The organism is Ruegeria profundi (assembly GCF_020171505.1).
Lineage (GTDB): Bacteria > Pseudomonadota > Alphaproteobacteria > Rhodobacterales > Rhodobacteraceae > Ruegeria > Ruegeria profundi.
Genome location: NZ_JAIUZS010000003.1, coordinates 672,164 through 698,970 on the forward strand (window position 1 = coordinate 672,164; position 26,807 = coordinate 698,970).

Sequence of the window (26,807 nt, forward strand, 5' to 3'; positions counted from 1 at the left end):
CAGAGGTCCGATCGTGACCTGAAATCGTCCCAGAGAACTCTGCCTAAGCTGGGGGTATATCTTGGCCTATGGCACAAACTGCGAACAGCAATTGGTCCAATGCTTCAAAAAGGTAAATTTCGCTCCTGACCATCGTCCACATTTTGAGCGCTTGAAGGCAATTGTGACCGATCATTCATTCTAGCTATGCACTGCTGCATCGCTTGACAGCGGCATGTTATCTATGGACCGGATTGGCAACACTCTGTGTGCCCGCGTTGCAACTGCTCCATTGCGAAAATTAGGGGCTTGAGATTTGTTCTCTAATTGTTCACAATTTCTGGATGATGCTTGACATGCAACCCGGACAGAAACTGGCACGCGGTGTTGCGCGCCACCTTTGGGCGCACGGTTTTGTTTCGGTTGAGGAATTCGTTCCCGCACGTGGGTTGCGCGTGGACGTGATGGGCTTAGGCCCAAAGGGCGAACTTTGGGTGATTGAGTGTAAGTCCAGTCGGGCGGACTATCAGGCGGATTCCAAGTGGCAGGGGTATCTTGAATGGTGTGATCGGTTTTTCTGGGCTGTCGATACAGACTTTCCGACGGATCTTCTGCCTGCAGAAACCGGGCTGATCATTGCTGATGCGTATGACGCGGAAATTGTGCGTATGGCGCCCGAGGACAAGCTTGCTCCAGCCAGGCGCAAAAAGATGATGCAGAAATTTGCAACCGATGCTGCACGCAGATTGCAGGCCCTGCGCGATCCCCGGGTTTAAAGGTCAGCCCTTCAAAGCCCGGGCGGCTTGCGCGGCTGCGCGGATTTCGTCTGCGATTTCTTCAGCTTCCTCAGGGTCGAAATCCATAGGAATTTCAATGCCGTCCGCCTCGATGAAAAGACGTATCATGCCTTGATCCGTTGGGCCGATCTGCAGGTTGGCCTGAATGTCGCGTTCGGTGTTGATACCCATTTTCGCCTCCGGGACTGAGCGTTTTTGCTAACCTTGAAAGGGTTGAGAATCAAGCTGCGTTTGAGGTTTGGTGCAGTATGAAAGACGTTCAGATCAGACCTTTTTACGCGTCCGATGCACCTTGGTTGGTTGAGCGACACGGCACGCTTTACGCGCAGGCCGAAGGGTTCAATGCTTCGTTCGGTACCTTGGTCGGGCAAATCCTCGATGACTTTGTTTCCGGCCATGATCCGTCGTGCGAACGGGGTTGGATTGCGGAACACGAAGGGCAAAGGCTTGGCAGCATCTTTAGTGTGAAGCTTGACGAACAAACCGCAAAGCTGCGGCTTTTCCTGTTGGTGCCAGAGGCACGAGGGCAGGGACTGGGAAAGCGGCTGTTGGACGCCTGTACAGGGTTCGCGCGTGGTGTGGGATACGCGGAAATGCAGTTGTGGACCCACGAAAGCCACCGGGAGGCCTGTGCGCTGTACCGCGCGAATGGGTGGCACTTGCTAGGCAGCAAACCGGTACATTCCTTTGGGGTCAATCTTGTTGAACAAAGCTGGAAAATTCGGCTTTAATCCCCTTGCATTCCCCGGGCGCGTTCGGTACATCGCCCCTCACAAGTGCCGCCTTAGCTCAGTTGGTTAGAGCGCTGGATTGTGGATCCAGAGGTCCCCTGTTCAAGCCAGGGAGGCGGTACCAAATCCCTCGAAAAACGCTAAGTAGCGCGTGGTTTTCCCGCTTGGAACTTAGCCATTTTGCGATTAATTTGGTATCAGGCAAAGTGACGGCTGGCGCGCCTATAATTAGCGCGCCAGATTCAGCCTGAGTCTCATTTTGCTGCGTTTTGCAGCGGGTAGGTGCCGATTCAATCGCTTGTTGACCATTCCGAACCCCCAGATGATCACCAAGGTTAGCAGGATGAAGTAGAAGGCAAGAATCGGATATGGAATGAACGGGTTGAACGTCTTGTCAGCGAAGTAACCCGCGTAGTACAGCGCATCGCCCCGTTGTTGCCAGACAGGGAAGGCCGAGAAGAACACCAGCGTGGTGGCGTGGAACAGAAAGATCGCCTCGTTCGTATAAGCGGGCCACGCCAGGCGCAGCATTGTTGGCCAGATTATGCGGCGGAACCGTGACCAGCCCGTCATACCATAGGCATCTGCGGCCTCGATATCGCCCTTTGGGATCGAGCGCAGCGCACCATAGAAAATCTCACCCGAGTAGGCTGCTGTGTTAAAGAACAACACGATCAAAGCACCTAGCCATGCAGACGTAAGTGCGTCGAGGAAGGGGAAGCTCTGCTTGAGTGACAGGAAGAAAAAGTAGGCAAAGAAGAACTGAATGAACAGCGGAGAGCCCCGAAACAGAAAAATAAACCACTCCGACGGTTTGCGCAGCCATATGTTCGTAGATGCCTTGCCAAGAGCAAGGGCAGTGGCCAGAAAAAACCCGGTCGCAAGCGCCATTATCCCGAAATAGATGTTCCAGATCATACCCGAGCCAATAAGGGTGAACTGCTGGCAAAGGGTAAAGTCATTCGCTGGCAAAAGACGTTCGCCAATACCGACTGAGCGCAGAGCGTAGTCCTGGATTGTTTGCAAGCAGCTCATGCGGTTGTCTCCTTGCGCAGCAACTCACCGCCCGAGGTTGCTTGTCCGTGGGATAAGCGCCGCATCAGCTTTTCCAAGGTAATTTCTGAGACGCGGGTCATGCCTAGGTAGAACACAAGCAGGCCTAGGAAGTACCACATGCGCCAGTCGCCATGCGGGTATTGGGTGAAGCGCGGGTTTTTGAAGGCACCCAGTTCGCGTGCCCAATAGACGATATCTTCGATTCCAAGCAGGAACAGCAATGGCGTCGCTTTGATCAACACCATCCACAGGTTCGACAGGCCGGGTAGGGCATAGACCCACATTTGCGGCACGAGAATGCGCCAGAATGTCTGGCGGCGGGTCATGCCGTAAGCCTCGGCCGTTTCCAGCTGTGCATGGGGCACGGCGCGCATACCGCCGAACAGAACATTGGCTGCAAAAGCACCAAAAACGATTGAAAAAGTAATAACAGCCAGAAAGAAACCGTAAGTTTCGTGAACCCATTCCGGTGCGCTGCCTAATGGCAGTTTCGCGGCTTGGCACACAATGAAGTCATTGCCTTGCCGGATTGGGTCGGTCCATTCGGGGCAGAGAATTTGGTGCCGTGTCCATTCGAACGCTTGATCCAGCGCAATCACGAAGAACATGAAAAAGGCAATATCCGGTACGCCGCGCACGATGGCGATATAGCCCTTACCCAGCAGGCTGAGCGGAAGGACATGCGACCGCGCTGCCATTGCGCCCAGGAAACCAAACCCCAGTGCAACCGGAGCTGTGATCGCCAGAAGCAGCAAAACCTTGAAAAAAGACAGGTAGAATACCCAGTGTACACCATTGGTCAGATAGCATGAAAACCAACGGAACGTGCCGAGAGTATCGGGATCAGTGCAGAACGAAAAAATGGTCGGCCTCCTTGACGGGCAAGGGCTCAGAGGCGGCGCGCCTTGAAAGACAGGCGCGCCGCGACGTGCAAAATTAGAAGGTCGAGGACACTTCCCACTTGGTGATCAGCTCATTCAAGGTGCCGTCGTCCTTCATGGACTGAATGGCTGCGTTGAACTTTTCTTTCAGCTCACCGTCGGATTCACGGATACCCATGCCGACGCCACCGCCCAGCGGTACTTCGTCGCCAACGAAGAGAAGGCCCGAGCCATCTTCGGTGAATGGCACAAGGAAGGATTTGTCGGCCAGAACTGCGTCTGCTTCGCCGTTACGCACGGCTGCGATGGTTTCTTCGGGGCTTGCAAACTCAACCAGAGTTGCACCGGATTCGGCGACATAGCCAGCCTGAATGGTGCCCGTCTGTGCCGCGATCACGCCACCTGACAGGTCAACACCATCGGACATGGCGACATAGGCAGACGGATCTGGCGGCGTGTAGTTCTGAGTGAAGTCGATGACCTCATCACGCTCGTCAGTGATGGACATACCCGCGATGATCGCGTCGTAGTTGCCCGAAACGAGGTTAGGAATGATCGAATCCCAGTCGTTCTTGACCCATTCGCATTCCAGGTTGGCGCGCTTGCACAGCTCATCGCCCAGTTCACGCTCGAACCCGTCGATCTCGCCCGCGTCGTTGACAAAGTTCCAAGGTGCGTATGCGCCCTCGGTGCCCAGACGGATGGTCTCCGCCATAGCCATACCTGCGCTAAGCGCCAGGGCTGCAGTGGTCAGAATCAGTTTTTTCATTGGATACTCCCCAGTTAGTTTTCTGTCCTGAATTTAAGCCGCCTTTGTGGCGGAGAGAAAGCCCCGAAGTCGCTCGGATTCGGGGGACGTAAAGATATCTTTCGGTGACCCTTCTTCTTCGATCAGGCCATGGTGCAGGAATACGACGTGGCTTGAAATATCAGCCGCCATTTTCATGTCGTGGGTCACAATGATCATCGTACGACCCTCGGCAGCCAAGTCCTTGATCACCTTGATCACTTCCTGTTCCAGCTCAGGGTCCAGCGCCGAGGTTGGCTCGTCGAAAAGCAGGGCTTCGGGCTCCATGCACAGACCACGTGCAATGGCTGCGCGCTGTTGCTGACCGCCGGACAATTGCGCCGGGTAGACGTCGCACTTGTCGCCGATACCGACCTTGTCGAGATATTTACGGGCGCTGTCTTCGACCTCTTTCGGGTCGCGGCCCAGTACGGTCACCGGAGCTTCCATCACGTTTTGCAGAATGGTCATATGGGACCAAAGGTTGAACTGCTGAAACACCATCGACAGGTTGGTGCGGATGCGCATGACCTGCTTTGGGTCGGCTGGACGGCGGTTGTGCCGTTCACCTGACCAGCGCACGGGCTCGCCTTTGAACAGTATCTCGCCTTCTTGGCTGTCTTCCAGCAGATTGCAGCACCGTAAGAGGGTTGATTTTCCGGATCCAGAGGATCCGATCAGCGAAACGACATCCCCGCGTCTGGCCGTAATATCGACCCCTTTCAGCACCTCCAGATTGCCGAAGCTTTTGTGTAGATTTTTGATTTCGATAACTGGAGAGGAATCTGTCACAGGTGACCCATGTGTTGTCGGTGTTGGTGCGGTACTAGGGCTTAAAAATTGAGGTAATGCAATGCGCAATTGTCATGAATACGTACCGAAAAAGTCAAATCGGCCAATGTTGCTCGCCAAATTGATCAGTATTCGCGTTTGGATCGGCTAATCCGGTGTCGGATTGGCGACAGACAGATAGTCGCCCGCTGGAATTTTGATCAGACCGCGAAGATGCAGCATCTTGCGGTCCGCAGCAGACAGATTGTCAATTGCAGAGCGGACAGCGTGGGTGATACCCGGTGCGTCCTGGCCGTTGGCAGTAATGTAGGGCAGGGCGGGTGTCGGTTTTGTCACGTCTACCTCGCGTAAAAAGGTCGAAAGGTCGGAATGCGTTTTGAGCAGTTCCCAGGTTAGCGCATCCAGTGCCGCAAAATCGGCCCGGCCATTCGCCACTGCGTCGGCAGACCGCGCGTGGCCACCGGTTTCAACGGTCGCATTTGGACGGAGTCCGCGCGCAGCCAAATGAACCAACGGCGCTGCCCACCCTGATTGCGAAAGGTGGTCATTGTAGGCAAAAGTTCCAGCCGAAAGCGCGTCCAAATCGCGCGGATCATCCTTTCGCGCCAGGAATATGGATCGGTAGTAGCCGGGCGGGCATCCCTCTAGCCCGTAGTCCGGTGTGCCAACCAGTTGCACCTTGCCATGCAGGCGGGTGCGATAGGGCATGCCGCAAGTCTGGGCAAAGGTCAGGTCCGAGCTCAGCCAAACGTCCCACATGTCGACATCACGTGTCAGGTGATCGGGACCGAAGCCCAAGTGAGTCCGAATCAACGCCCAAAAGCGATCGTTGGCGTCTTGCAAAGGGGGCATGTCATACATGCCCAACATCGCGATCAAGATTTTGCTGCCTTCTGTCGCGCCAAGGCTGAATCAACATCACTGACGCCCAGCAAGCTGACGACCAACCGCAACAGCGAGTCCTCTTCGCCGGTACGGTGCCCATCTGCCAGTGCGACCGACCACATTGCCTGCACGACGGCGAGCCGGTCGTCGTAAGCTACGGCTTCTTTGATTGCGCGCGTGAAGCGGACAGTATCGGGGGCTTCGGCTTCAAGATCTTCGGCGCGGGCACGTAATGAGGCGGCTTCGAATGGTGAAAGGCCATAGCGTTCGGCGCAAACGCGGTCGATTCGTGCCATTTCGCTGTCGGCATAATCGTTGTCGGATCGGGCGATGCGGACCAGCAGAGCCGTCAGCGCGAGGCGAGCGTCAACTTCGGGAAGAGGGTCGGGGTCGGGCCGTGTGAGCCGGGACAGAAAATCGCTAAACATCGGTTAGATATAAATGGGGCTCAAAGCTCTTCCAAGCGTCTTTGCACCCTTTGGCGTGCAGACTGGCTGTCCATAAAGCTCAAACCCATGGCAATGCGCGCCTCTTCCACGATTTTGATTTCACCTTCGTCCGAGTTTCCATCGGCCAAAACAATCTCCCACAGGGCGTCCAGTGCCGCGAGGCGTTCGTGCAGGTCGGTGGTTTCGCGGATCAATTTGCCGAACGTGTCGGTGTCAGGCGCGGCGGCGTGCAGCTTTTCACATGTGGCGCGGACCTTGGCGGCTTCGATCGCGTTATGCTGATAGAGCCGGGCAAGAATCCGGTCGATCAGGCTGATTTCTTCCAACTTATAATCCCGGTCCGCCTGCGCAACGCGAACCATGAGCGCACCCAGAGCAAGCTCTGCATCCGGGTCCGGTAAATTGTCGTGTTGCGGTGGGCGCAGGGCCTGAAAGAACTTCTTTAACATGCCCTGAGGTTATTCCATATTTTGTGGCCCGCCAAGCATCGACTACTCGTCATAGCCTTGAATGATTCCGCCGTTCCTTAAGGTGGCAGAAACACGCTCAGCGCGAACCGCTTGCAGCGGAATCACCCCTGTTGAAGCGCTTCTTTCGCTTGTTCCTGCAGCCAGGCCAACATGTGCCGGTATGGAACGGGACCATAGCTGATCCGGGCTACGCCCAGCGATGCCAGTGTGGTCGTATCAGGGGTTCCGGGCAGGGCGATGATGTTCACGGGCAAGTCCGTTGATTCGCACAAATTGGCAATCATGTCCTTGTCCCTCAGCCCCGGAGCAAAGAAACCGTTGGCACCGGCGTCAGCATAAGCTCGGGCCCTGGCGATTGCGTCGTTTAGCATGGCATCGTTATGGGTATCGGGCTTTGCCTTCAGAAAGATGTCGGTACGTGCGTTGATGAACGCCGGTATGCCAGCGGCATCGCATCCTTCGCGCATCGCCCGCACCCGTGCGGCCTGAGTTTCGGTGTCATAAAGATCAACTGTTCCAATGATTTGGTCTTCGAAGTTAAAGCCGATGACTCCGGACTCCAACGCACGCTGGGTGTTTTCCGCAACGCCCATCACATCTTCGGCATACGCGCCTTCGAAATCCAGTGTGACCGGCAGGTCAACCGCAGCAACGATCCGGCGGGCATTCTCAAGGGCGGCCTCAATTGGGATGTTCTGACCGTCACCATACCCTCGCGCCATCGCAACCGGGGCACTGCCGGTTGCAATCGCCCTGGCGCCCGCGTCGCGCACGGCACCTGCACTGCCTGCGTCCCAGATGTTGTACAAAATAACCGGGTCACCCTTTTTGTGCAGGGCTGCGAAAGTCTCTGCTTGGTCGATCTGCTTTGTCATGCCCGGCCTCCTGTCGCTGCGTTGGCGACAGTTATCCGTGGAAACGGCTGGCACGTATAGTTTCTTTTTGCGCTCACCGTCACAATGCAGTGACCTACCCGCCGTTATACCAGGCGAGAGCTGTCCTTGGCTGCACGTACGAAATCGCGAAACAGGGGGTGCGGGTCGAACGGTTTTGATTTGAGTTCGGGGTGGTACTGCACGCCGATGAACCACGGGTGATCCGACCATTCGACGATCTCTGGCAGACGTCCGTCAGGCGACATGCCTGAGAATTTCAAGCCCGCTTTCTCCAGCTTTTCGCGGTACTTGATATCCACCTCATAGCGGTGCCGGTGGCGTTCTTCGATATTGGTGCCGCCGTAAACTTCGGCCACTTTCGAGCCCTCGGCCAGTACGGCATTATACGCGCCCAGACGCATGGTGCCGCCCTTGTCGTCACCAACTTTGCGTTCGACAGTATGGTTTCCCTGTACCCATTCTTTCAAATGGTAAACTACTGGTTCAAAACGCTTCTTTCCGGCCTCGTGATCGAATTCTTCTGACCCGGCTTCGGTGATCCCGGCGGCATTTCTTGCCGCTTCGATTACTGCCATTTGCATACCGAGACAAATACCCATGTAAGGGACCTTGTGTTCGCGCGCATACTGGGCGGCCTTTATCTTGCCCTCAGTGCCGCGCTCACCAAAGCCGCCGGGGACGAGGATCGCGTGGAAACCTTCCAGATGCGTTGCGACGTCTTCGGTATCAAACACTTCGGCATCGACCCACTCGACCTTGACCTTGACGCGGTTGGCCATACCGCCATGGGTCAAAGCCTCAGCAATCGACTTGTAGGCGTCTTCCAACTGGGTGTATTTGCCGACGATGGCCACACTCACTTCGCCTTCGGCATTGTGGATGCGGTCGCTGACGTCTTCCCACTTGGCCAGATCGGGCTTGGGGGCCGGGCTTATCTGGAAGGCATCCAATACCGCCTGATCCAGTCCTTCACGGTGATAGGCCAGCGGGGCGTCGTAGATCGTGCTGAGGTCCTGCGCAGCAATCACGCTATCAGGGCGCACATTGCAGAACAGCGCCAGCTTTTCACGCTCTTTCGGTGGGATCGGGCCTTCAGACCGGCAGACCAGAATGTCGGGTGCCAAGCCAATTGAGCGGAGTTCTTTTACCGAATGTTGAGTCGGCTTGGTTTTCAACTCGCCAGACGCCTTTATATAGGGCAGCAGGGTGAGATGCATAAAGATGCACTGACCACGCGGCTTGTCCTGGCTGAACTGACGGATGGCTTCGAAAAAGGGCAGGCCTTCGATATCGCCAACGGTACCGCCGATTTCACACAACATGAAATCAACCTCATCTTCGCCGATGGCGATGAAATCCTTGATCTCGTTGGTGACGTGGGGGATCACCTGAATGGTTTTACCCAAATAGTCGCCGCGGCGTTCCTTCTCCAGTACATTGGAATAAATCCGCCCTGAACTGACCGAGTCGGTCTTGCGCGCCGCCACACCGGTGAACCGTTCGTAGTGGCCCAGGTCCAGATCAGTTTCGGCCCCATCATCGGTCACGAAAACTTCGCCATGCTCAAACGGCGACATGGTGCCGGGATCCACGTTCAAATAGGGGTCCAGCTTACGCAGACGTACCGAGTATCCCCGGGCCTGCAACAACGCGCCCAGAGCTGCCGAGGCCAGCCCTTTGCCCAAGGACGAAACCACACCACCGGTGATGAAAATAAAACGCGCCATGTTTTTCGGCTGCTCCCGTGAGACGTCAAAATCAGCTGCCCGACGGTTCCGAAAAACCGCTGCATCACGGGACTTCACACATAAAGGATTCGCGCCAAAAGCGCAAGAGAACCGCAAGATGCTGTTGCAGTCCTCTGTAAGGTTTCTAGGTTTTGTGGATCAGTTTGCTTGCGGAATCAAAGGCGCGTTGTCGCCTGCTGCTGGCGGCAGAAGATCATTTGCCGGCGGTACTACAGGGGCGCTTTCTTCCGTCGGGGCCGGGGCGGGGACGCCCAAGCGGTCGATCACCGAGCTGCCCGAAGATTTTTGAGCCGCCAGAATCGTCAGAGTGATTGAGGTTACGATAAAGCAGGCCGCCAAAATCCAAGTCACTTTGCCCAGTGCAGTCGCTGCCGCGCGGCCAGTCATGGCACCACCGCCGCCACCGCCCATACCAAGGCCACCGCCTTCGGATCGCTGCATCAGAACGACAGCGATCAGGCCCAGAGCCAAAAGAAGATGGATGATGAGAACAACGTTTTCCATGGTGGTCCTGTACAGCGTGGCGTGTATCGCGTGGTACTTATGCAAGTTTGCCAGCGGGGGCAAGGGACGAGTTGACATCATAGCACGGGATACCGGGCATCGCATCAAATTGACTGGACAGAGTGGCGGCTGTTAACGCAGGGTGCGGTTCATGCCGCATGACGACCACGATCACCCGCACGCTTTGCTGCCGCCCGAACCCGCCCTGCGCGTAAAAGCGCTTGAGACGATTCTGACCCGAAAGGGGCTTGTTGACCCCGCGGCGCTGGACGAACTCATTGATGCCTATCAGAACAAGATCGGACCGCAAAACGGTGCGCGCGTCGTCGCCAAGGCCTGGTCCGACGAGCAGTTCAAAAAAGACCTGCTGGAAGATGCAACCTCGGTTGTCACTGACCTAGGATTCTATGGTCGACAGGGCGAACATATGGTGGTTGTCGAGAATACGCCCGAGCAGCACAATATGGTCGTTTGCACGCTGTGCAGTTGCTACCCTTGGCCTCTGCTTGGGATTCCGCCGGGCTGGTACAAGTCCGACGCCTACCGCGCCCGTGCCGTGCGTGAGCCGCGCAAAGTGCTGGCAGAGTTTGGTGTCACCTTACCACCGGAGACGGCCGTGCGCGTGTGGGATTCGACAGCGGAAATTCGTTACCTCGTGCTTCCGATGCGGCCAGAAGGCTCAGAGGGGCTCAGCGAAGATGACCTGGTGGCGCTTGTCACCCGCGACAGCATGATAGGCACTGGGCTGCCCAAAGTGCCGTCATGACGCGCGTGCACGATATGGGTGGACGGTTTGGGGACGGTCCGGTTCGGCCCGAGGCCGAAGATGCACCGGTTTTCGCCGAAAATTGGCAAGGGCGGGCCTTGGCAGTGACGCTTGCCGCCGGATCATTGGGGCAGTGGAACCTTGATGTCACGCGGCACGCACGTGAAAGGCTATCGCCCAAGGATAGTGTTCGGTTCTCCTATTACGAAAGGTGGATTTCCGCACTTGCTGACCTGCTGGTGGAAAAGGGTGTGCTGAACACGCAAGATTATTCTGACGGAGGCACTGCTGAGTCACATCCACTTTCGTCACGCGCCTTGAAAGCCGAAGCTGTTGCCGCGGTCCTTGCCAAGGGTGGGCCGACGGAACGGCCTTCGACTGTGCCGGCACGATTTGAGGCCGGGCAGAGGGTCCGCACGGTGCGCCCAACGGCCAATCGCCTTGTTGATGGCGGACATACTCGCCTGCCGTCCTATGCATCCGGTGCAGTGGGTAGAATTGTTCGGCTACATGGTGCGCATGTGTTTCCTGATTCAAATGCACACGGTTTGGGTGAGGCGCCGGAACCGCTCTATGCTGTGGCGTTCGCGGCGTCTGAACTGTGGGCGCAACCAGAGCATCCCAAAGACGAAGTGGTGCTTGATTTGTGGCAAAGCTATCTGGAGCCGATATGAGCACCTGCGTTACCCATACCGCCCCTGAACCCGCGTTCTCTGAGCCGTGGCACGCGCAGGTGTTTGCTATAACCGTGGCCCTGAACGAGGACGGTCGATTCGATTGGTCCGACTGGGTTGCCCGTTTTTCAGCGACACTCAAACGTCGAGGCCTGGACCGTGAACTGGATGGCGGGGACGACTATTTCAACGCCTGGCTTGAAACGCTGGAACATCTCTTGGCTGAGCAGGGCGCGACCGCTCAAGGGGAAATTTCTGATTTCAGGAATGCGTGGGAAGAGGCGTACCTAACCACACCTCATGGTGAACCGGTGAGGTTGGCGCCGCGCGACTAAGGGTGTTGGGTGCATTCTTTTGGAAAACACACCCTGAGCTTTTCAGCCAGGTAGTGACATCTGACTAAGGGCGCGAACTGCGGCGAATTATCGGTTTCCCTGCCGCTTTGTCCCCGCTATACGAGCCGGGTTTGATAATTCAGCGCAAAAGGACCGGATATGGCCAATGTGGTTGTTGTCGGCGCCCAGTGGGGTGACGAAGGAAAAGGCAAGATCGTCGACTGGCTAAGTGAGCGGGCAGACGTCATCGCGCGTTTCCAAGGTGGACATAACGCCGGTCATACTCTGGTCATTGATGGTGAGGTTTACAAGCTGCACGCATTGCCATCGGGCGTCGTGCGCGGCGGCAAGCTGAGCGTCATCGGAAATGGCGTTGTGCTGGACCCCTGGCACCTGATCAAAGAGATCGAAACGATCCGTTCGCAGGGCGTAGATATCACGCCCGAGACACTGATGATCGCCGAAAACACACCTTTAATCCTGCCATTTCACGGAGAACTGGACAGGGCGCGTGAAAACCAGAACTCGGTTGCGAAGATCGGCACCACCGGGCGCGGTATTGGCCCATGCTACGAAGATAAAGTCGGCCGCCGCGTTATCCGTGTCGCTGATCTTGCCGATGAAGCGACGCTTGCCCTTCGCGTTGATCGCGCGCTGGTCCACCATAACGCGCTCCGCAATGGTTTGGGGCTTGAACCCATCAATCGTGATGAACTGATTGCATCGCTAACCGAGATTGCGCCGCAAATCCTGCAGTACGCCGGACCCGTCTGGAAGGTCATGAACGAAAAGCGCAAAGCCGGAAAGCGTATCCTCTTTGAAGGCGCACAAGGCGCACTTTTGGACATCGACTTTGGCACCTATCCGTTCGTGACATCATCCAACGTGATTGCCGGACAGGCTTCGACCGGTGTTGGCATCGGCCCGGGATCGATTGATTTTGTTCTGGGTATCGTGAAAGCCTACACAACCCGCGTGGGTGAGGGTCCGTTCCCAACCGAGCTGGACGATGACGATGGCCAACGCCTGGGTGAGCGTGGGCATGAGTTCGGCACTACGACCGGCCGCAAGCGCCGATGCGGTTGGTTTGATGCCTGCCTTGTGCGCCAGACCTGCGCAACTAGCGGTGTGAACGGCATTTCGCTGACCAAGCTGGACGTGCTGGATGGTTTCGAAACGCTGAAGATCTGCGTGGGATATGAACTGGACGGTGAGCGATTGGACTATCTGCCCACTGCGGCGGATCAACAAGCCCGCTGTACGCCTGTCTATGAGGAAATGCCGGGGTGGAGCGAATCCACTGAAGGCGCGCGCAGCTGGGCAGATTTGCCAGCCAACGCCATCAAATACGTGCGCCGTGTTGAAGAACTGATCGAATGCCCTGTGGCCCTTTTGTCCACCAGCCCGGAGCGGGACGACACCATCCTGGTGACCGACCCGTTTGCTGACTGATGAGCGATAAGGAAAAACCCGGCCTGAGCTACAAGGCCAGACGGCGATGGTCCCTGGTGCTGCTCGTGATTGGGTTGCCGATCTATATCGTGGCGGTTGTGACGATCGTGAACCGGCTGGACCGGCCACCGATCTGGCTCGAGCTGCTGGTCTATATCGGGCTGGGCATTCTTTGGGCGCTGCCGTTCAAGTTTGTTTTCAAAGGTGTTGGGAAAGAAGACCCGGATAAGAACGGGGATTGATTTTCAGGCTTGGGGATCCACAAGTCTCAATTCTAAAAATGCAGTCCTTGGCGGGAGCCTGAACAGGCGTAAAACAGTCCGGTACTGATGCAGCCAAGTTTGCGGCCGTGTAAAACCACCGGCCAGGTACCTTTGGACTTTTCGTATTCGGCCCATGCGAGGGACGGGGGCGAGTGGTTTGCAACTGTGCATTCGCGCGCAATCGTTTCTAACGATCCGTTTTTGCATCACACGCTGAAAAAGGCTGTCAGGGGAATCTAGAAGACGCCCCTGTCAGACAACGGCTCGCAAATCGTTGCCTTGTATCAATGCGCGCACCCTATAAATATCGTCTTTGAGTTTTTCGTTGCGCCAGGCCTCTTGAAATCGTTCAACCGACAGAAGGCCATCAGCATCAAATTCGGGATCAACGGTGGCCAAACGGCGCGTTGCGCGCTTCAATCGGACATCATCATCCAGATGTAATGCGGCAGCAGCCCTGTACGCGGCGGCACGGCGGGTGATACGTGGAAACGCTGTCGCTGCGCTATAGCAGGCCTCCCAGTTGCCCAGGACGTAATGTGCGATCACTCCTACCTCGCGGCAGTACTCAGGAAGAAACGGATCGAGCTCTTGCGCGCGCCGCTGAAATTCAAGCCCCGTTTCACCATCACCCATGTAGTTATGAACATTCCCAGCATGGGCAACAATGTAGGCATGGTTCGGCGTAATCTCGAGCGCGCGGGTGAAATGGTAAAGGGCGCTGTCAAAGTCTTCCTTGTAAAGAGCCAATGAACCCATGATCCTGTGGACTTCGGCATCGTCGCTGTCCAATTCCAAAGCACGGCGCCCCATCGACCAATAGTGATCCACATCGTTGACACCAAGCCATTCGTCGCGCGTTGCCACAGCGCAGGCCAACCATGCCTGTGCCCGACCGAAATTGGGGTCTTTCTCCAAAGCCTTTTCAAGCCACGCCATCGCTTCTTCGGCATTGTCGCGCGTGACGCCGCCCATTCGATGATGGTGCAGGCCGCGCTTTAGGCAGTCATAGGCAGCCATGTCTTCAGTTGGTTTTGCGCGGGCCGTTTCCTCGGCCTGTCTTTCAACACGACCGGCGACCGCCGCCGCAATTTTTGCGAGCATGTCATCCTGAACGTCGAAAAGGTCATTCACGTCGCAATCATACTTTTCTGACCAAACCTGTTCTTTGTTGATGCCGTCAATCAGGCTTGCTGAAATTCTCACGCGCGCGCCAAACACGCGCACACCGCCCTCGATACTGTAGCGCACGCCGGTTTCCTTACAGACTTGTTCTGATGGAGCATCCCGTTTTGCCAACGAAAAACTGGCGTTGCGCGATATTACAAAGAGCTCTTTAAAGCGCGACAACTCGGTGATTAAATCTTCTGTGAACCCGTCGGCGAAGTAGTCTTGTTCGGCGTCTGCACTGCGGTTTTGGAACGGCACGACGACAACGCCGTTATCACGTTGAGACTGCGCCGTGGGTTGGGTGAGGGTGGTTTCTTGCGCCAGCATGCAACTGTGTATGCCAAGGTCCCCTTCAACCGAATAAAGCTCAACGGGCTCATCGATGTTTTTCAAGTGACGAGGGCCAAGCTTTTTGAACCGGACCTGGGCGCCGCGTTTTGCTTGCTCGAAAACCGTTTGTGAAACCAAAACACCGCCGGGTTGAGCCTCGGCTTCGATACGCGACGCGATGTTCACACCGTCGCCAAGAAGATCTTCGCCATCCGCTATCACATCAGCAAGATGAATTCCGATCCGAAGTTGCAGCCCGATTTGCTGAGCGTTATGGGGGGCGGCCAGTTCGCGCTGTAACTCAAAGGCACCGCGCACGGCCGAAACGGGGCTGGTAAACTCAGCCAATGCGCCGTCGCCTGCCCAGCTGATTATTCTGGCACCATGACGTTCCGCCTGTTGGCGCACAATTTTGCGTAGCCGTTTCAGGCGCGCTATTGTGTCCTCCTCAGAACGCTGCATCAGCGCCGAGTAGCCAACGACATCTGTGGCAAGTACCGTAGAAAGACGACGTTCCATTTCGGCCTTCATCTTCGCTCCTCCCACAAGCGACGATTTATACCACAATTGTCTAAATCGACCTAGTAACCCAGTTGTTCGTCGGGCCTGATCCGTGTTTCCGATTTGATGTCCGGGTATTTGCAGACGGTCACAAAGCGTCTCAGCCCGTGCGTCGGGCCAATGAAGGCCAGCTAAAGATCGCACGCGCCATCGCGTGATACTCTCCGGAAATCTCTTCTGCCACGCTGAGAGGGGTTGGCCATGGTGCCGTCAGTGTCGCCGCGACCTGCCCGGTGACAAGGCTCAACTCGGCATCGTGCTTGGCCGCAAGGCGTCGCATTTTTTGGTTGGTTGCAAGGCACAGCAAGTGAACCTCTCGAATACCGCGATTGCGGGCCGCAGTGATGATCCGCGACAACAAGGCGTCGCCAATGCCTCGATCCTGCCATTCGGCTTCGACCGTAAAGGCGGCCTCGGCAATCTGGGTTTCTTTACCCGGTACCAGCCGCAGTTCTCCCACGCCGCGCAGACAGGAATCAGGAAATGCGCCGAAAACCAGCGCGGAATTCTCAAAAATCCCGGCAAGATAGTCCTGCACAAAGGCGGTACTGACCTGTGTGCCGAACCGTGCTGCCAGCGTATCGCTGCCCAGACTGTTGAAATGGCTTTCTATCTTTGGGCGATCATAAATTCTGAGACGTCGTATCGGAAGTTCATACATGGCCTAGCCTTTGCTTGAACAGCGCGTGACAAACCGATCACGGTACGCCCATTCATAACATCTTTCTGCGATGCAGCATAGCACAGGCAGTGTGATCGCTGCAGCAAAATGGGGCAGTGAGGCGTATGTGCAAAAAAAATGAGCCAGGGGTTTTCCCGGCTCATTAATTCGCAAATTGTTCAAAAATTAACCGGCTGCGCGCTCGTCATCTGGGCGGAACCCAATCTCGGTCGACGCGGCAAAGCGCCCCCCGCCGGCCTTTTCGATTTTGCCATCGCGCAGCAATTGCCCGAAGGAACGCAGGCTTTCTTCGCGATTGAAGTCATCCTGCTTCAACGAGCGGATTTTGTTCATCAGTTGTGGGCGCGAAAACTGCTCCTGTCCTTCGATAAAGGAAAGATAAGCTGCGGCAGCCTCTAACAGGTCGGGCAGGGACTGCGCGCCCTGTTCCTCGGCGAATTGCGCAAAGCCACCTTCTTCGGTTGCCTCGTCTTCGGATTCGGATTTTACGCGACGGGGGGTAACCGGCCCACTTTCACCGGATTGGTTGTCGATCCGCTGTTCCGCGACCAGTTTCAGTGGGGCAGAGGCATCGCTGCTTGGGCGTTTGCTTGTGACCTGAATTTCCGGACGGCGAGGGCTGACGACCGATGACAGGTCTCCGCGATACCCCTGTTCATCGCTTTCCTGATCCTTGGTCCCTGCTTCGCCTCGCTCGGCCTCGGTTGCTGCCACGGCCGCGCGCAGGTGTGTGTAAGCCTCACGCTGATTGGTGGTGTCGGGATCGTTCAGTTGTTCACCGGCTTTGTCCATAAGGCGTGACACATCCCGATCCAAGTCAGCGTCCTCGGTGGCAGACATGGATGAGCGTTTCGCCAGAACAGCTTCTACACTGGCAATCTCCTCCAATAGGTCAATCTCATCCTCTTCGGTTAGGACACCGTTGCTGACTGCGGCTGTGATTTCCTCCTCATGCTCGCTGTCGGTGAGGATATTTGGTTCTTCGTCAGCTTCCGGTTCGTCTTCTTCCGATTCCTCAAGGTCTGAGAACAAAGCGCCCGGAGCAACGGGTGATTCTTCGGCCTCATCTTCCGTAGCGGTGTCCGCGACCTCGTGTTCCGAGTCTTCGGGTTCGCTTTCCAAGACCGCGGCTTCGGGTTCTTCGGGTTCTTCGGTTTCCTGCGTGTCCAGCTCGGATTCGGTTGGTTCTTGCAGTTCGTCCTTCAATTCATCCTGCACATCGCCGTGTGCCGTAACCGGCTCACTGGTATCGGGTGTGCTGTCCAGATCTGCCGGCTCTAACGAACCAGCCGCAAACGCCGCAGCGACCGCATCCGAGGGACCCGCGCTTTTTACAAGGGTTGTCTCTTCATCCTCGGTGTAAATGACCGAGTTTTCCTCAGAATGCGAAACAACCGCCCGGATACGCTGCAACTTGGCGGCAATGCTGTCGGCGGCTGGTGCAGGGGCGTCATCGACTGCCTCGGCCTCGGGAGAGGTGGGTTGAGACGGCGGTGGTGTGTCGACAACGTTCAGACCCGGTGCGCTGGCGGCAGGTTGCGATGCGTCGGGTTTTTCGGAGGCGCGGATCAAAAGGCCGGAATCGTTCTGACTGGCTTCGACCCTGCGGGATATGTCGCGCTGAGCGATCCGTGTCAGCATTTCGGCGTCGGGTTGCGGGGGTTCAGAACCAAAGTAACGATCATCCGCCGCGAGGTCGCGAAAGTACTCGGCAATCGCTTTCATCGTCTCAAAGGAATCATCAAACCCTTCCAAAGTGCACGAGAAGGTTCCATAAGAAACGGTTAAGACCTTGTTATTCTGTACCATCAGACGCACGTCCTTTACAAACTACGAGAGCCACTATAGCCGGCAGCGGGCACATTGATGGCTCGGAACTCTCTGCATGAACCTATCATTTTGTGGTCTCAATGTGTCCAAATCCGGGAAAAATGATCAATCTTACGAAAAATAAGCCGATTGTGCGGTCTGACGAGCCAATCGCGCTGATTGGTGGCGGTCAACTTGGACCTGATGACTTAAATCTGGCGCTGATTCGCGTCAACACCGTCGTCGCGGCCGATGGTGGCGCGGTGCCGGTCATGGATTCGGGCCGCATGCCGGATGCGGTTATCGGTGATTTTGATTCGCTTGATGGGGCCCATCGTGACCGTATTCCGGCAGACCGCCTGTTTCCGATCCCCGAGCAGGACAGTACGGATTTTGACAAGGCATTGCGCAGTGTTGTGACTCCGCTGGTTCTGGGCGTCGGGTTCCTTGGCGGTCGTTTGGATCATCAGCTTGCGGTGCTGAACTCTCTGGTCCGCCTTCCAGACCGTCCTTGCATTTTGCTTGGTGAACGTGAGGTCGTGTTTCATGCGCCGCCGCGGATAGAGTTGAATCTGACACCGGGTGACGTCGTTTCACTGTTTCCGTTTCAGACTGTGACTGGCCGCAGTCGGGGTCTGGAATGGCCTATTGATGAGTTGGTGCTGGAGCCGACTGGCCGCGTTGGTACCTCAAACAGGGCGCTGGCAAAGGTAGAGCTGTCGGTCGATGCGCCCGGGCTTTTGATGATGGTACCGCGCGACGCTCTGGACGAGGTTATGCGGGCGTTTCTGTCGGGGCAGACCGGGCAATGGCCCGCTCGCGCAGAATGACATACAGCCCGGCGGTCACGGTGATTCCAATACCTATAGCGGCGAGCCCGTCGGGCAGGTCGTGAAAGATCAGCCAGCCGAACAGGGTGGCCACGGGGATTTCCAGATACTGCATCGGCGCCAACGTGGCAGAGGGCGCGTAGCGCAGCGACCATGTCATCAGCAGATGTGCAAACGTACCCAGAAGACCAATTGCACACAGTAGGAAATAGCTGTCGGGGTGTGGCGCAATCAGGGATATAGCCCATGTGTCGCTAAACGAGCCAACCAACAAGACCGGCAACATCAGCACAGTTGCAATCACACCTGATACGGCCTGTAAGGCAATCGGGTCGGTCTCTTTTGCAATCTTGCGCGTGACCAGCATGAACAAGGCAAACACAAGTGCAACAACCAACGGTAAAAGCGCTGCAAAACCCACCTCTGCAAAGCTGGGCTGGATGACCAGAAGCGTGCCGGAGAATCCTACGACGCAGGCGATCAAACGGCGCAGTCCGACCTCTTCGCCCAAAACGTATTTGCCAAGGATCAGCATTATGAAAGGCATTACGAAGGCGATGGCGATTGCATCGGCAAGCGGCAGGAAAAGCAATGCACTGAACATGGCTGAAATACCGATGATGTGCAGCACGGTACGAATGAAAGTGAGTCGCAATATTCGCCCGCGCATACGCCAATTGCGCCCGGTTAAAGCGACGAGGGGGATTAGTACCAGAGCCTGAACGGCAAAGCGGACGAAAACCAGCATTCCGATCGGAGTCGTCTCGCCCAACAGCTTTGCCATTGCATCCCCGAGCGGTGCGAGGATGCAGAAGCCAAGCATCAAGGAGATACCAAAAACGGGACGATCCTGTGTCATGGTCGCGACGCTAAGCCTTTTGTCTGTCGGTGGAAAGTGGTCAGACGCTCGCGAGCCCGGGCAGACTCCATAGGGCAGGGCGTCGCCTGACACCAATTAATTCACCTGTTGCGCAAGCGCCGGATTCAAAACCAGTCACCCCTGCACGCGGCTCGATGCAGGATGAGAATGACTAACATGCAAGGGAAATTCTTCACGAATGCCTTTAAGCGTCAGCAATTGGGTACATTCACCGCAAGACCGCCCAGAGACGTCTCTTTATACTTCTCATTCATATCTTGCCCGGTTTGCCGCATGGTTTCGATCGCTGCGTCCAGCGGCACAAAATGCTGACCATCGCCACGCAGCGCCAGTGAAGCGGCCGAAACAGCCTTGATTGCACCCAGCCCGTTACGCTCAATGCACGGCACCTGAACGAGTCCGGCAACCGGATCGCAGGTCATTCCCAGATGATGTTCAAGCGCGATCTCTGCGGCATTCTCAACCTGTTCCGGGGTGCCGCCCATCACGGCACAAAGTCCTGCCGCAGCCATTGCCGAAGCACTGCCAACCTCGGCCTGACATCCGGCTTCCGCACCCGAGATTGAAGCATTGAATTTGACCAGCCCACCAATAGCGGCAGCGGTCAGCAAAAAGTCTTCGATATGCGACTCCGACGCCCCCGGCACGTGGTCAAGATAATAGCGCAACACCGCCGGAAGCACGCCTGCCGCGCCATTGGTGGGGGCCGTAACCACTTGGCCGCCGGCTGCGTTTTCCTCGTTCACCGCCATGGCATATACGCTCATCCAGTCGTTGATCGTGTGCGGCGCGGTCAGGTTCATGCCACGTTCAGCCAGGAGCGCGTCATAGATTTTCTTGGCACGACGCCGGACTTTCAAACCTCCGGGCAGGATGCCATCGGTCGTCAGGCCACGCTCTATGCAATCATTCATGACCTGCCACAAACGGGCCGAGCCCTTGGCGAAACTCTGGGCGCAGCCACGCGAAATCTCGTTTTCGCGTTTCATTTCCGCGATGCTTTTTCCGCTGGATTTCGCCATTTCAAGCATTTCGGTCGCAGACTTGAATGGAAAAGGAACCGGCGCACCTTCGTCGGTTGCAGCTCCGTCGTTAAGCTCTTCTTCGGTCAAAACAAACCCGCCGCCGATCGAGTAATACACCTGACGCAGAATGACGTCATCTTGCGCATCAGTGGCCATCAGGATCATTCCGTTGGCGTGACCGGGCAGGGTGTGTTCGTAGTCGAATACCAGGTCATCTTTCGGGTTGAACTTCAGGATTGGCAAACCCTCGGGCGTCACAGAATGCGTTTCGGCAATCTCGGCCAACGCGGCCTCGGCCTTATCGTTGTCATAGGTTTCAGGAACAAAGCCGGCCAACCCAAGGATAGTTGCGCGGTCGGTTGCGTGGCCCACCCCGGTGAACGCCAGCGAGCCATGCAGTGACCCGCGCAGCCCCGCAAACTCAAACGGTGACGCGCGCATTAGGTCCAGAAAGCGTGCAGCCGCCACCATCGGTCCCATTGTATGGGACGAGGACGGGCCAATGCCCACTTTGAACATATCAAAAACTGAAAGAAACATGTCAGGTAGCCGAGCCTTCTAAAGGGTTAGCGTAACTTGGAGACGTGAAGGGAGTAACCCCCAACCCTTCGGCTGCAACAGCAGTACGGGTTGCGGGGCGGGTTTCCAACTGCATCAGTATTCTTTGCAGATAGGGTGTGTCGGCCAGTTGAAACCAACTGCGGTCAGATTTGGCAGGATAGAGTGCCATCCAGCGCATTTGACAGGCCAAATAATAGGTCAGGACCGAAGGTTGATCTGCATGCAACCAAAATGGCGTGGTTCTGGCCACGCCATCCAGAACGCGCAGATGTTCGCGCAGACGCGGGCGAATGCCGTTGCGCAAGCTTTCTGTGTGGTCGGTGTTGATGTACTTTTCTGCATAGAAAAGGATGCGAAGATCTGCGTGCAAAGTGTTGGAAGCAAAGAACAACCATTTGAGAAATGCGGCCCGGTCCGGGCTGTCTGGAGTGGGGGCCAGGCGCGCGTGCGTGTCTGCCAACCAAAGCAGTATGGCCGCTGTTTCAAAGATCGGCCCTTGCGGCGTTTCCAAAACGGGGATCAATCCGTTCGGGTTCAGCGAACGATAGGCCGCGCCGTTCTGTTCGTTCTGGCGGCGATCCACCAGTACGGTTTCATAAGGTAGTCCCAACTCTTCCAACGTCAGTCTGATCACGAGCGAAGCGTTGTCGGGGGCATAGTGCAGGCGATAAGGCGTGTTCATAGCGACTGTTTATAACGAGGCGATCAGGGCGAAAGTCTTGATTGCGACGTTTCCCATCGGAAACGCGTATTTCTTCGCATGTTTGCGGCCAACGGGGGTGAATTGGCTCTCGCAGTTGGCGGGCGCATTCCCTATAAGTCCGGCAGTAACAGAGGGAAAGGCTGCTATGACCCGGGATCTGTCGCCCATAGACAAAGCCAAATATAACGCCGCAAGACGCGCTGCCGACATGGTGCAGGACGGTATGCGGGTCGGCCTCGGCACGGGTTCAACCGCTGCCTGGATGGTACGCCGCATCGGCGAGCGGGTGCAGAATGAAGGGCTGCGTATCAAAGGTGTTCCGACATCGACCCGCACAGCCCAACTGGCCCGTGAGGTCGGGATCGAGGTGGTCTCACTGGATCAGGCTGGTTGGCTGGACCTGACAATCGACGGGGCGGATGAGTTTGACGGCGAACTGAACCTGATCAAAGGCGGCGGCGGTGCGCATCTGCAGGAAAAGATCGTCGCCACAGCAAGCGATCAGATGATTGTCATCGCTGATGCCGGTAAAGAGGTTGAAACGCTGGGTGCGTTCCCCTTGCCGGTCGAGGTTATCCCCTTTGGTTGGCAAACCACCCGCACCCTGATCGAAGAGGCGCTGGACACAATGGATGTTCTTGGTACCTCGGCCAAGCTGCGCATGAATGGCGAGGCGCCGTTCGTGACGGATGAGGGTAACCACATTCTGGACCTGCATTTGCAGCGCATTGGAAATGCGCGTCAGTTGGCGCTTGTGCTCAATCAAGTGCCCGGAGTGGTTGAGAACGGCTTGTTTATCGACATCTGTGACAAAGTTGTGATCGGCCACGGCGATGGTCGGGTCGAATTGCGCGACATTAACGCAGGTACCACGGAAATGGACAAGCTAGGCGACGGTGGGGAAAACCTTTTTTCGGATTTGGCGGACTAAGGAAAAGCCGCGGTGCCAAGCGCCGAAAATGTCAGAAGCATCGGCCAGCTATCCCGAACGTAGGGTGCTTGCAGTCCGTCGACACAGAATGAATTGCAACTCTTGAAGTCGACCATATCTAGGGTTGCTGAAATTTACCCCAATCAGAACAATGACGGGAAACACTATGAGTTTTGACTATGATCTGTTCGTCATCGGTGGCGGCTCAGGCGGAGTACGCGCTGCACGTGTGGCGGCTGGTGAAAACGGTGCCAAAGTGGCCTTGGCTGAAGAGGATCGTTACGGCGGCACATGCGTTATTCGGGGCTGCGTTCCGAAAAAGCTGATGGTTTTCGCCAGTGAATACGCAGGTATGGTCGAAGATGCGCAGGCTTATGGCTGGGATATCAAGCCCGGCGCGTTCGATTGGGATGTGTTCCGCGGTAAGCTCTATGCTGAGTTGGATCGGCTTGAGGGTATTTATCGGAACATTCTGAAAAATAACGGCGTCGAAAGCTTCGATCAACGCGCCCATGTGGTGGATGCGCACACGGTCGAACTGGCAGATGGGACGCGCAAAACGGCGAAGCATATTCTTCTTGCCACCGGCGGCCGACCTGTTGTTCCGCAGTTTCCGGGCGCAGACCTGGCGATTACTTCGAATGAGATTTTTCATCTGGATAAACTGCCTGAAAGCATCCTGATTGTGGGTGGCGGATACATCGCCAGTGAATTCGCCGGTATCATGAACGGCATGGGCGTAAAGACCACTCAGTTCTATCGCGGGGCGCAAATTCTGCGCGGCTTTGACGAAGAAGCGCGCGGTCTGATCTGCGAAGAGATGCGCCAGAACGGCATTGATGTACGTCTGGGTACCAATGTGCTTGAGATGACCAAAGAGGGCGACAAGATCCGGGTCAAAGCGACAGACGGCACTGAGGATCAGTTCGACGTGGTGATGTACGCCACCGGGCGCGCACCGAATGCGGACAACCTGGGCCTTGAGGGTGTCGGGGTTGAACGTGGCCGCAAAGGTGAAATCATCGTTGATGAATATAGCCAAACGGGCGTACCGTCGATTTACGCGATTGGTGACGTGACAGACCGCGTGAACCTTACCCCGGTTGCGATCCGCGAGGGTATGGCTTTTGTTGAGACCGTGTTCAAAGGAAACCCCACACCGGTGGATCATGACCTGATCCCGACAGCAATCTTCACTCAGCCGGAATTCGGTACAGTTGGGCTCAGCGAAGAAGAAGCAGCAGCGCAGGAACCGATCGAGGTTTATGCGACGTCTTTCAAACCGATGCAAACGGCCTTTGCCGGCGGAACGCAGCGCGTATTGATGAAGCTGATCGTCAGCCAGGCCAACCGCAAGGTTCTGGGATGCCATATTGTCGCTCCGGGTGCGGGCGAGATGATCCAATTGGCTGGAATTGCCGTAAAGATGGGCGCGACCAAGGAAGATTTTGATCGCACTGTCGCTGTCCACCCGGTGATGGCCGAAGAACTGGTGACATTGCGGCAACCTGTGCGCACTGCTTGATTTGCAAGCGCGCGCACACAAGTTAAAAGGTAATCCGTGATCACACGGTCCAACATAAGGGAATAGATACACATGGCGGGCAACAGCGGTGGCCCCTGGGGGGGCGGAGGCTCTTCGGGCGGCGGAGGAAATCGGGGAAACAACGGGGGCGGTCGTAAACCCCCTGAAGGCGATGGCCCGCAAATCCCCGAAATCGACGAGTTGATGAAAAAAGGCCAGGAACAACTGCGCGTCCTGATGGGCGGTCGCGGTGGATCAGGCCGTGGCGGTGGCCAAGGTGCAGGAGGGGGTGGCCCTGTTTTCACCAAAGGCACCGTGCTTATCGGTGTTGTCGTTGCTGCCGTTCTTTGGGGAGCAGCCAGTTTCTACACGGTCAAGCCCGAAGAGCAGTCGGTTGAATTGTTCCTGGGTGAGTTCTCGGCGGTTGGTAATCCGGGTCTGAACTTTGCTCCGTGGCCTTTCGTGACCGCCGAAGTCATCCCCGTCACGCGCGAACAAAACGAAGACATGGGCGGCGCGCGCGGCAGCGATGACGGTCTCATGCTGACCGGCGACGAAAACGTCGTTGATATCGACTACCAGGTGGTCTGGAACATCAATGACCCCGCGAAGTTCTTGTTTAACTTGCGCGACCCGCGCCAGACAATTCGTGCGGTGTCAGAATCGGCGATGCGTGAGATTATCGCTCAAAGCGAACTTGCACCCATCCTGAACCGGGATCGCGGAATCATCGCGGACCGTTTGCAGGACCTGATTCAGCTTACGATGGACAGCTACGATTCGGGCGTGAACATTGTCCGCGTGAACTTTGACAAGGCCGACCCGCCGCAAGACGTGATCGCCGCATTCCGCGACGTTCAGGCCGCTGCGCAGGAACGCGACCGGCTGCAAAACGTGGCTGACGCCTATGCAAACCGCGTTCTAGCGGAGGCGCGCGGTGAAGCTGCACAGGTTTTGGAAGAAGCTGAAGCTTATCGCGCGCAACAGATCAACAGCGCTCAGGGTGAGGCCAGTCGTTTCAGCGCTGTTCTTGAAGAATATTCGAAAGCACCGGATGTAACACGCAAGCGCTTGTATCTTGAGCGGATGGAGCAGGTTCTGGGTGATGTCGACAAGATCATTCTGGACGAAAATTCGACGGGTCAAGGGCAGGGCGTCGTGCCTTATCTGCCTCTGAACGAATTGCGCCGTAGTCAGGTTCAGGAGAGCAACTGATGCGTAAGTCACCTATTATTCTTATCGCCATCGTGATCCTCGGGCTGCTTGGCCTTTCGTCGATCTTTATCGTGGACGAACGCGAACGCGCACTCGTGCTGCAGTTTGGTCGTGTGGTTGCGGTAAAAGACGAACCCGGTCTGGCGTTCAAAATCCCCTTGATTCAGGAAGTTGTTCGCTATGACGACCGTATCTTGTCGATTGACGTGCAACCGCTTGAGGTTACGCCTTTGGATGATCGCCGTCTTGTGGTCGACGCCTTTGCGCGTTACCGAATCTCGGATCTGGAACAGTTCCGCCAAGCGGTTGGTGTCGGTGGTATTCCGCAGGCCGAGGATCGACTGGATCTTATCCTGCGTGCCGAAACCCGTGAGGTTCTGGGTTCCGTGTCGTCCCGTGACATTCTCAGCTCTGACCGTGCAGCCCTGATGCTGCGTATCCGCAACAGCGCGATTGCCGAGGCGCAGGCGTTGGGTGTGAGTGTCATCGACGTGCGTCTAAAAGCGACCGACCTGCCGCAAGCCAACCTTGAGGCCACATTCGAACGGATGAAGGCTGAACGCGAACGTGAGGCGACTGACGAACGGGCACGTGGTAACGAGGCTGCACAGCGTGTCCGCGCCCAAGCAGACCGTACCGTGGTCGAGTTGGTCTCGGACGCGAACCGCGAGTCAGAGATCATTCGCGGTGAGGCTGACGCGGAGCGCAACGCGATCTTTGCGGAAGCCTTTGGCAAAGACCCGGAGTTCTTCGAGTTTTACCGCTCACTGGCTGCATATGAGCGGGCCTTGGGCGGCGGCAACAGCTCGATGGTTCTAAGCCCGGATTCGGAGTTCTTCAATTATCTGAAGTCACCGAATGGGCAGGCAAGCCAGTAATGGGTATGATCCTTCTGGCCGTCGGGCTGGTACTGATTGTCGAGGGGCTGGCCTATGCGCTGGCCCCTTCGCTTATAGAACGTATGCTCGAGGCGTTGCGGTCCCTGCCTGAACAGGCGCGGCGACTGGCGGGATTGCTGTGTGTGGTCAGTGGTCTGGTGCTTTTGTGGGGCGCGTATCAAGTCGGGTTTTAGCCCGGTGATTTCAATTGCCGGTGAATTCCCCGCGATCCCGAGTTGCGG

The 26,807-nt window shown here is 56.5% G+C and carries 30 protein-coding genes and 1 tRNA gene; 14 read left to right on the forward strand and 17 right to left on the reverse strand.

Features of this window, described 5'->3' with window-relative positions; all coding sequences use genetic code 11:
- Positions 1-323 precede the first annotated feature (323 nt).
- The gene (locus LCM21_RS09230; RefSeq protein ID WP_224890336.1) at positions 324-755 is read left to right on the forward strand and encodes an MmcB family DNA repair protein; all 432 of its coding nucleotides are present in this window, start codon (positions 324-326) and stop codon (positions 753-755) included.
- 3 nt (positions 756-758) lie between these two features.
- On the opposite strand, the gene LCM21_RS09235 is transcribed toward LCM21_RS09230, so the two are convergent.
- Positions 759-947: a DUF6324 family protein gene (locus LCM21_RS09235; protein ID WP_224890337.1), complete on the reverse strand. Its 189-nt coding sequence runs from the start codon at positions 945-947 to the stop codon at positions 759-761.
- 77 nt (positions 948-1,024) lie between these two features.
- Between LCM21_RS09235 and LCM21_RS09240 the strand changes: the two genes are divergently transcribed.
- Both LCM21_RS09240 and LCM21_RS09245 read left to right on the forward strand, forming a co-directional pair.
- Positions 1,025-1,507 (forward strand): GNAT family N-acetyltransferase, encoded by a 483-nt coding sequence (locus tag LCM21_RS09240; RefSeq protein WP_224890338.1) that lies wholly within the window; start codon positions 1,025-1,027, stop codon positions 1,505-1,507.
- Between the two features lie 47 nt (positions 1,508-1,554).
- Positions 1,555-1,631, forward strand: a tRNA-His gene (locus tag LCM21_RS09245).
- A gap of 104 nt (positions 1,632-1,735) precedes the next feature.
- Here LCM21_RS09245 and LCM21_RS09250 read toward each other — a convergent pair.
- The 10 genes from LCM21_RS09250 to secG form a co-directional block, all read right to left on the reverse strand.
- Positions 1,736-2,542 carry an ABC transporter permease gene (locus LCM21_RS09250; protein WP_224890339.1) on the reverse strand — a complete coding sequence of 269 codons (807 nt, stop codon included), beginning with the start codon at positions 2,540-2,542 and terminating at the stop codon, positions 1,736-1,738.
- Positions 2,539-3,426 (reverse strand): ABC transporter permease, encoded by an 888-nt coding sequence (locus LCM21_RS09255; RefSeq protein ID WP_224890537.1) that lies wholly within the window; start codon positions 3,424-3,426, stop codon positions 2,539-2,541. The genes LCM21_RS09250 and LCM21_RS09255 overlap by 4 nt, the downstream gene beginning before the upstream one ends.
- A gap of 73 nt (positions 3,427-3,499) precedes the next feature.
- Positions 3,500-4,213 (reverse strand): transporter substrate-binding domain-containing protein, encoded by a 714-nt coding sequence (locus LCM21_RS09260; RefSeq protein WP_068334420.1) that lies wholly within the window; start codon positions 4,211-4,213, stop codon positions 3,500-3,502.
- Between the two features lie 33 nt (positions 4,214-4,246).
- On the reverse strand, positions 4,247-5,023 hold the full coding sequence (locus tag LCM21_RS09265) for an ABC transporter ATP-binding protein (protein WP_068334421.1): 777 nt from the start codon (positions 5,021-5,023) through the stop codon (positions 4,247-4,249).
- Positions 5,024-5,170: 147 nt separating this feature from the next.
- Positions 5,171-5,902 (reverse strand): phosphate/phosphite/phosphonate ABC transporter substrate-binding protein, encoded by a 732-nt coding sequence (locus LCM21_RS09270; protein WP_224890340.1) that lies wholly within the window; start codon positions 5,900-5,902, stop codon positions 5,171-5,173.
- Positions 5,899-6,336 (reverse strand): tellurite resistance TerB family protein, encoded by a 438-nt coding sequence (locus LCM21_RS09275; RefSeq protein WP_224890341.1) that lies wholly within the window; start codon positions 6,334-6,336, stop codon positions 5,899-5,901. Before LCM21_RS09275 ends, LCM21_RS09270 begins: the two co-directional genes overlap by 4 nt.
- Positions 6,337-6,356: 20 nt before the next feature.
- Complete coding sequence (locus LCM21_RS09280) at positions 6,357-6,806, reverse strand: tellurite resistance TerB family protein (protein ID WP_068334428.1); 450 nt, start codon at positions 6,804-6,806, stop codon at positions 6,357-6,359.
- A gap of 122 nt (positions 6,807-6,928) precedes the next feature.
- On the reverse strand, positions 6,929-7,702 hold the full coding sequence (locus tag LCM21_RS09285) for an isocitrate lyase/PEP mutase family protein (protein WP_224890342.1): 774 nt from the start codon (positions 7,700-7,702) through the stop codon (positions 6,929-6,931).
- Between the two features lie 104 nt (positions 7,703-7,806).
- Positions 7,807-9,450, reverse strand: coding sequence for a CTP synthase (locus LCM21_RS09290; protein WP_224890343.1), 1,644 nt, complete (start codon positions 9,448-9,450; stop codon positions 7,807-7,809).
- Between the two features lie 159 nt (positions 9,451-9,609).
- Positions 9,610-9,975, reverse strand: a complete 366-nt coding sequence (gene secG / locus LCM21_RS09295) for a preprotein translocase subunit SecG (protein WP_224890344.1) — start codon at positions 9,973-9,975, stop codon at positions 9,610-9,612.
- A gap of 151 nt (positions 9,976-10,126) precedes the next feature.
- On the opposite strand from secG, the gene nthA reads away from it, so the two are divergent.
- The 5 genes from nthA (at position 10,127) to LCM21_RS09320 (ending at position 13,444) form a co-directional block, all read left to right on the forward strand.
- Positions 10,127-10,741, forward strand: coding sequence for a nitrile hydratase subunit alpha (nthA, locus tag LCM21_RS09300; protein ID WP_224890345.1), 615 nt, complete (start codon positions 10,127-10,129; stop codon positions 10,739-10,741).
- On the forward strand, positions 10,738-11,415 hold the full coding sequence (gene nthB, locus LCM21_RS09305; protein ID WP_224890346.1) for a nitrile hydratase subunit beta: 678 nt from the start codon (positions 10,738-10,740) through the stop codon (positions 11,413-11,415). The genes nthA and nthB overlap by 4 nt, the downstream gene beginning before the upstream one ends.
- Positions 11,412-11,750 (forward strand): nitrile hydratase accessory protein, encoded by a 339-nt coding sequence (locus LCM21_RS09310; protein WP_224890347.1) that lies wholly within the window; start codon positions 11,412-11,414, stop codon positions 11,748-11,750. Before nthB ends, LCM21_RS09310 begins: the two co-directional genes overlap by 4 nt.
- A 159-nt stretch (positions 11,751-11,909) precedes the next feature.
- The gene (locus tag LCM21_RS09315) at positions 11,910-13,202 is read left to right on the forward strand and encodes an adenylosuccinate synthase (protein WP_068334446.1); all 1,293 of its coding nucleotides are present in this window, start codon (positions 11,910-11,912) and stop codon (positions 13,200-13,202) included.
- Positions 13,202-13,444 (forward strand): DUF2842 domain-containing protein, encoded by a 243-nt coding sequence (locus LCM21_RS09320; protein WP_224890348.1) that lies wholly within the window; start codon positions 13,202-13,204, stop codon positions 13,442-13,444. Before LCM21_RS09315 ends, LCM21_RS09320 begins: the two co-directional genes overlap by 1 nt.
- Before the next feature lie 273 nt (positions 13,445-13,717).
- On the opposite strand, the gene LCM21_RS09325 is transcribed toward LCM21_RS09320, so the two are convergent.
- The 3 genes from LCM21_RS09325 to LCM21_RS09335 all read right to left on the reverse strand — a co-directional run bounded on the left by LCM21_RS09325 (position 13,718) and on the right by LCM21_RS09335 (position 18,017).
- Positions 13,718-15,496 carry an adenylate/guanylate cyclase domain-containing protein gene (locus tag LCM21_RS09325; RefSeq protein ID WP_224890349.1) on the reverse strand — a complete coding sequence of 593 codons (1,779 nt, stop codon included), beginning with the start codon at positions 15,494-15,496 and terminating at the stop codon, positions 13,718-13,720.
- Between the two features lie 130 nt (positions 15,497-15,626).
- Positions 15,627-16,187 (reverse strand): GNAT family N-acetyltransferase, encoded by a 561-nt coding sequence (locus LCM21_RS09330; protein WP_068334454.1) that lies wholly within the window; start codon positions 16,185-16,187, stop codon positions 15,627-15,629.
- A 186-nt stretch (positions 16,188-16,373) separates the two neighbouring features.
- A complete protein-coding gene (locus LCM21_RS09335) occupies positions 16,374-18,017 on the reverse strand; it encodes a hypothetical protein (RefSeq protein WP_224890350.1) in 1,644 nt (547 codons plus the stop codon).
- A gap of 122 nt (positions 18,018-18,139) precedes the next feature.
- Between LCM21_RS09335 and LCM21_RS09340 the strand changes: the two genes are divergently transcribed.
- Positions 18,140-18,847: a thiamine diphosphokinase gene (locus LCM21_RS09340; protein ID WP_224890351.1), complete on the forward strand. Its 708-nt coding sequence runs from the start codon at positions 18,140-18,142 to the stop codon at positions 18,845-18,847.
- Here the strand turns inward: LCM21_RS09340 and LCM21_RS09345 are convergent.
- From LCM21_RS09345 to LCM21_RS09355, 3 genes are all read right to left on the reverse strand, one after another.
- Complete coding sequence (locus LCM21_RS09345) at positions 18,792-19,706, reverse strand: DMT family transporter (RefSeq protein WP_224890352.1); 915 nt, start codon at positions 19,704-19,706, stop codon at positions 18,792-18,794. The genes LCM21_RS09340 and LCM21_RS09345 overlap by 56 nt on opposite strands.
- A gap of 212 nt (positions 19,707-19,918) precedes the next feature.
- Positions 19,919-21,292, reverse strand: coding sequence for an L-serine ammonia-lyase (locus LCM21_RS09350; protein ID WP_224890353.1), 1,374 nt, complete (start codon positions 21,290-21,292; stop codon positions 19,919-19,921).
- A 1-nt stretch (position 21,293) separates the two neighbouring features.
- Positions 21,294-21,995 (reverse strand): glutathione S-transferase family protein, encoded by a 702-nt coding sequence (locus LCM21_RS09355; protein WP_224890354.1) that lies wholly within the window; start codon positions 21,993-21,995, stop codon positions 21,294-21,296.
- A gap of 166 nt (positions 21,996-22,161) precedes the next feature.
- Between LCM21_RS09355 and rpiA the strand changes: the two genes are divergently transcribed.
- From rpiA to LCM21_RS09380, 5 genes are all read left to right on the forward strand, one after another.
- Entirely contained in the window at positions 22,162-22,947 is a 786-nt protein-coding gene (gene rpiA / locus LCM21_RS09360) for a ribose-5-phosphate isomerase RpiA (RefSeq protein ID WP_068334474.1), read from the forward strand.
- A 166-nt stretch (positions 22,948-23,113) separates the two neighbouring features.
- Positions 23,114-24,472: a glutathione-disulfide reductase gene (gene gor, locus LCM21_RS09365; protein ID WP_224890355.1), complete on the forward strand. Its 1,359-nt coding sequence runs from the start codon at positions 23,114-23,116 to the stop codon at positions 24,470-24,472.
- A 72-nt stretch (positions 24,473-24,544) separates the two neighbouring features.
- The gene (gene hflK / locus LCM21_RS09370; protein WP_224890356.1) at positions 24,545-25,687 is read left to right on the forward strand and encodes an FtsH protease activity modulator HflK; all 1,143 of its coding nucleotides are present in this window, start codon (positions 24,545-24,547) and stop codon (positions 25,685-25,687) included.
- Positions 25,687-26,565: a protease modulator HflC gene (gene hflC, locus LCM21_RS09375; RefSeq protein WP_224890357.1), complete on the forward strand. Its 879-nt coding sequence runs from the start codon at positions 25,687-25,689 to the stop codon at positions 26,563-26,565. Before hflK ends, hflC begins: the two co-directional genes overlap by 1 nt.
- Positions 26,565-26,759, forward strand: a complete 195-nt coding sequence (locus LCM21_RS09380) for a DUF2065 domain-containing protein (protein ID WP_224890358.1) — start codon at positions 26,565-26,567, stop codon at positions 26,757-26,759. The genes hflC and LCM21_RS09380 overlap by 1 nt, the downstream gene beginning before the upstream one ends.
- Positions 26,760-26,807: the final 48 nt, after the last annotated feature.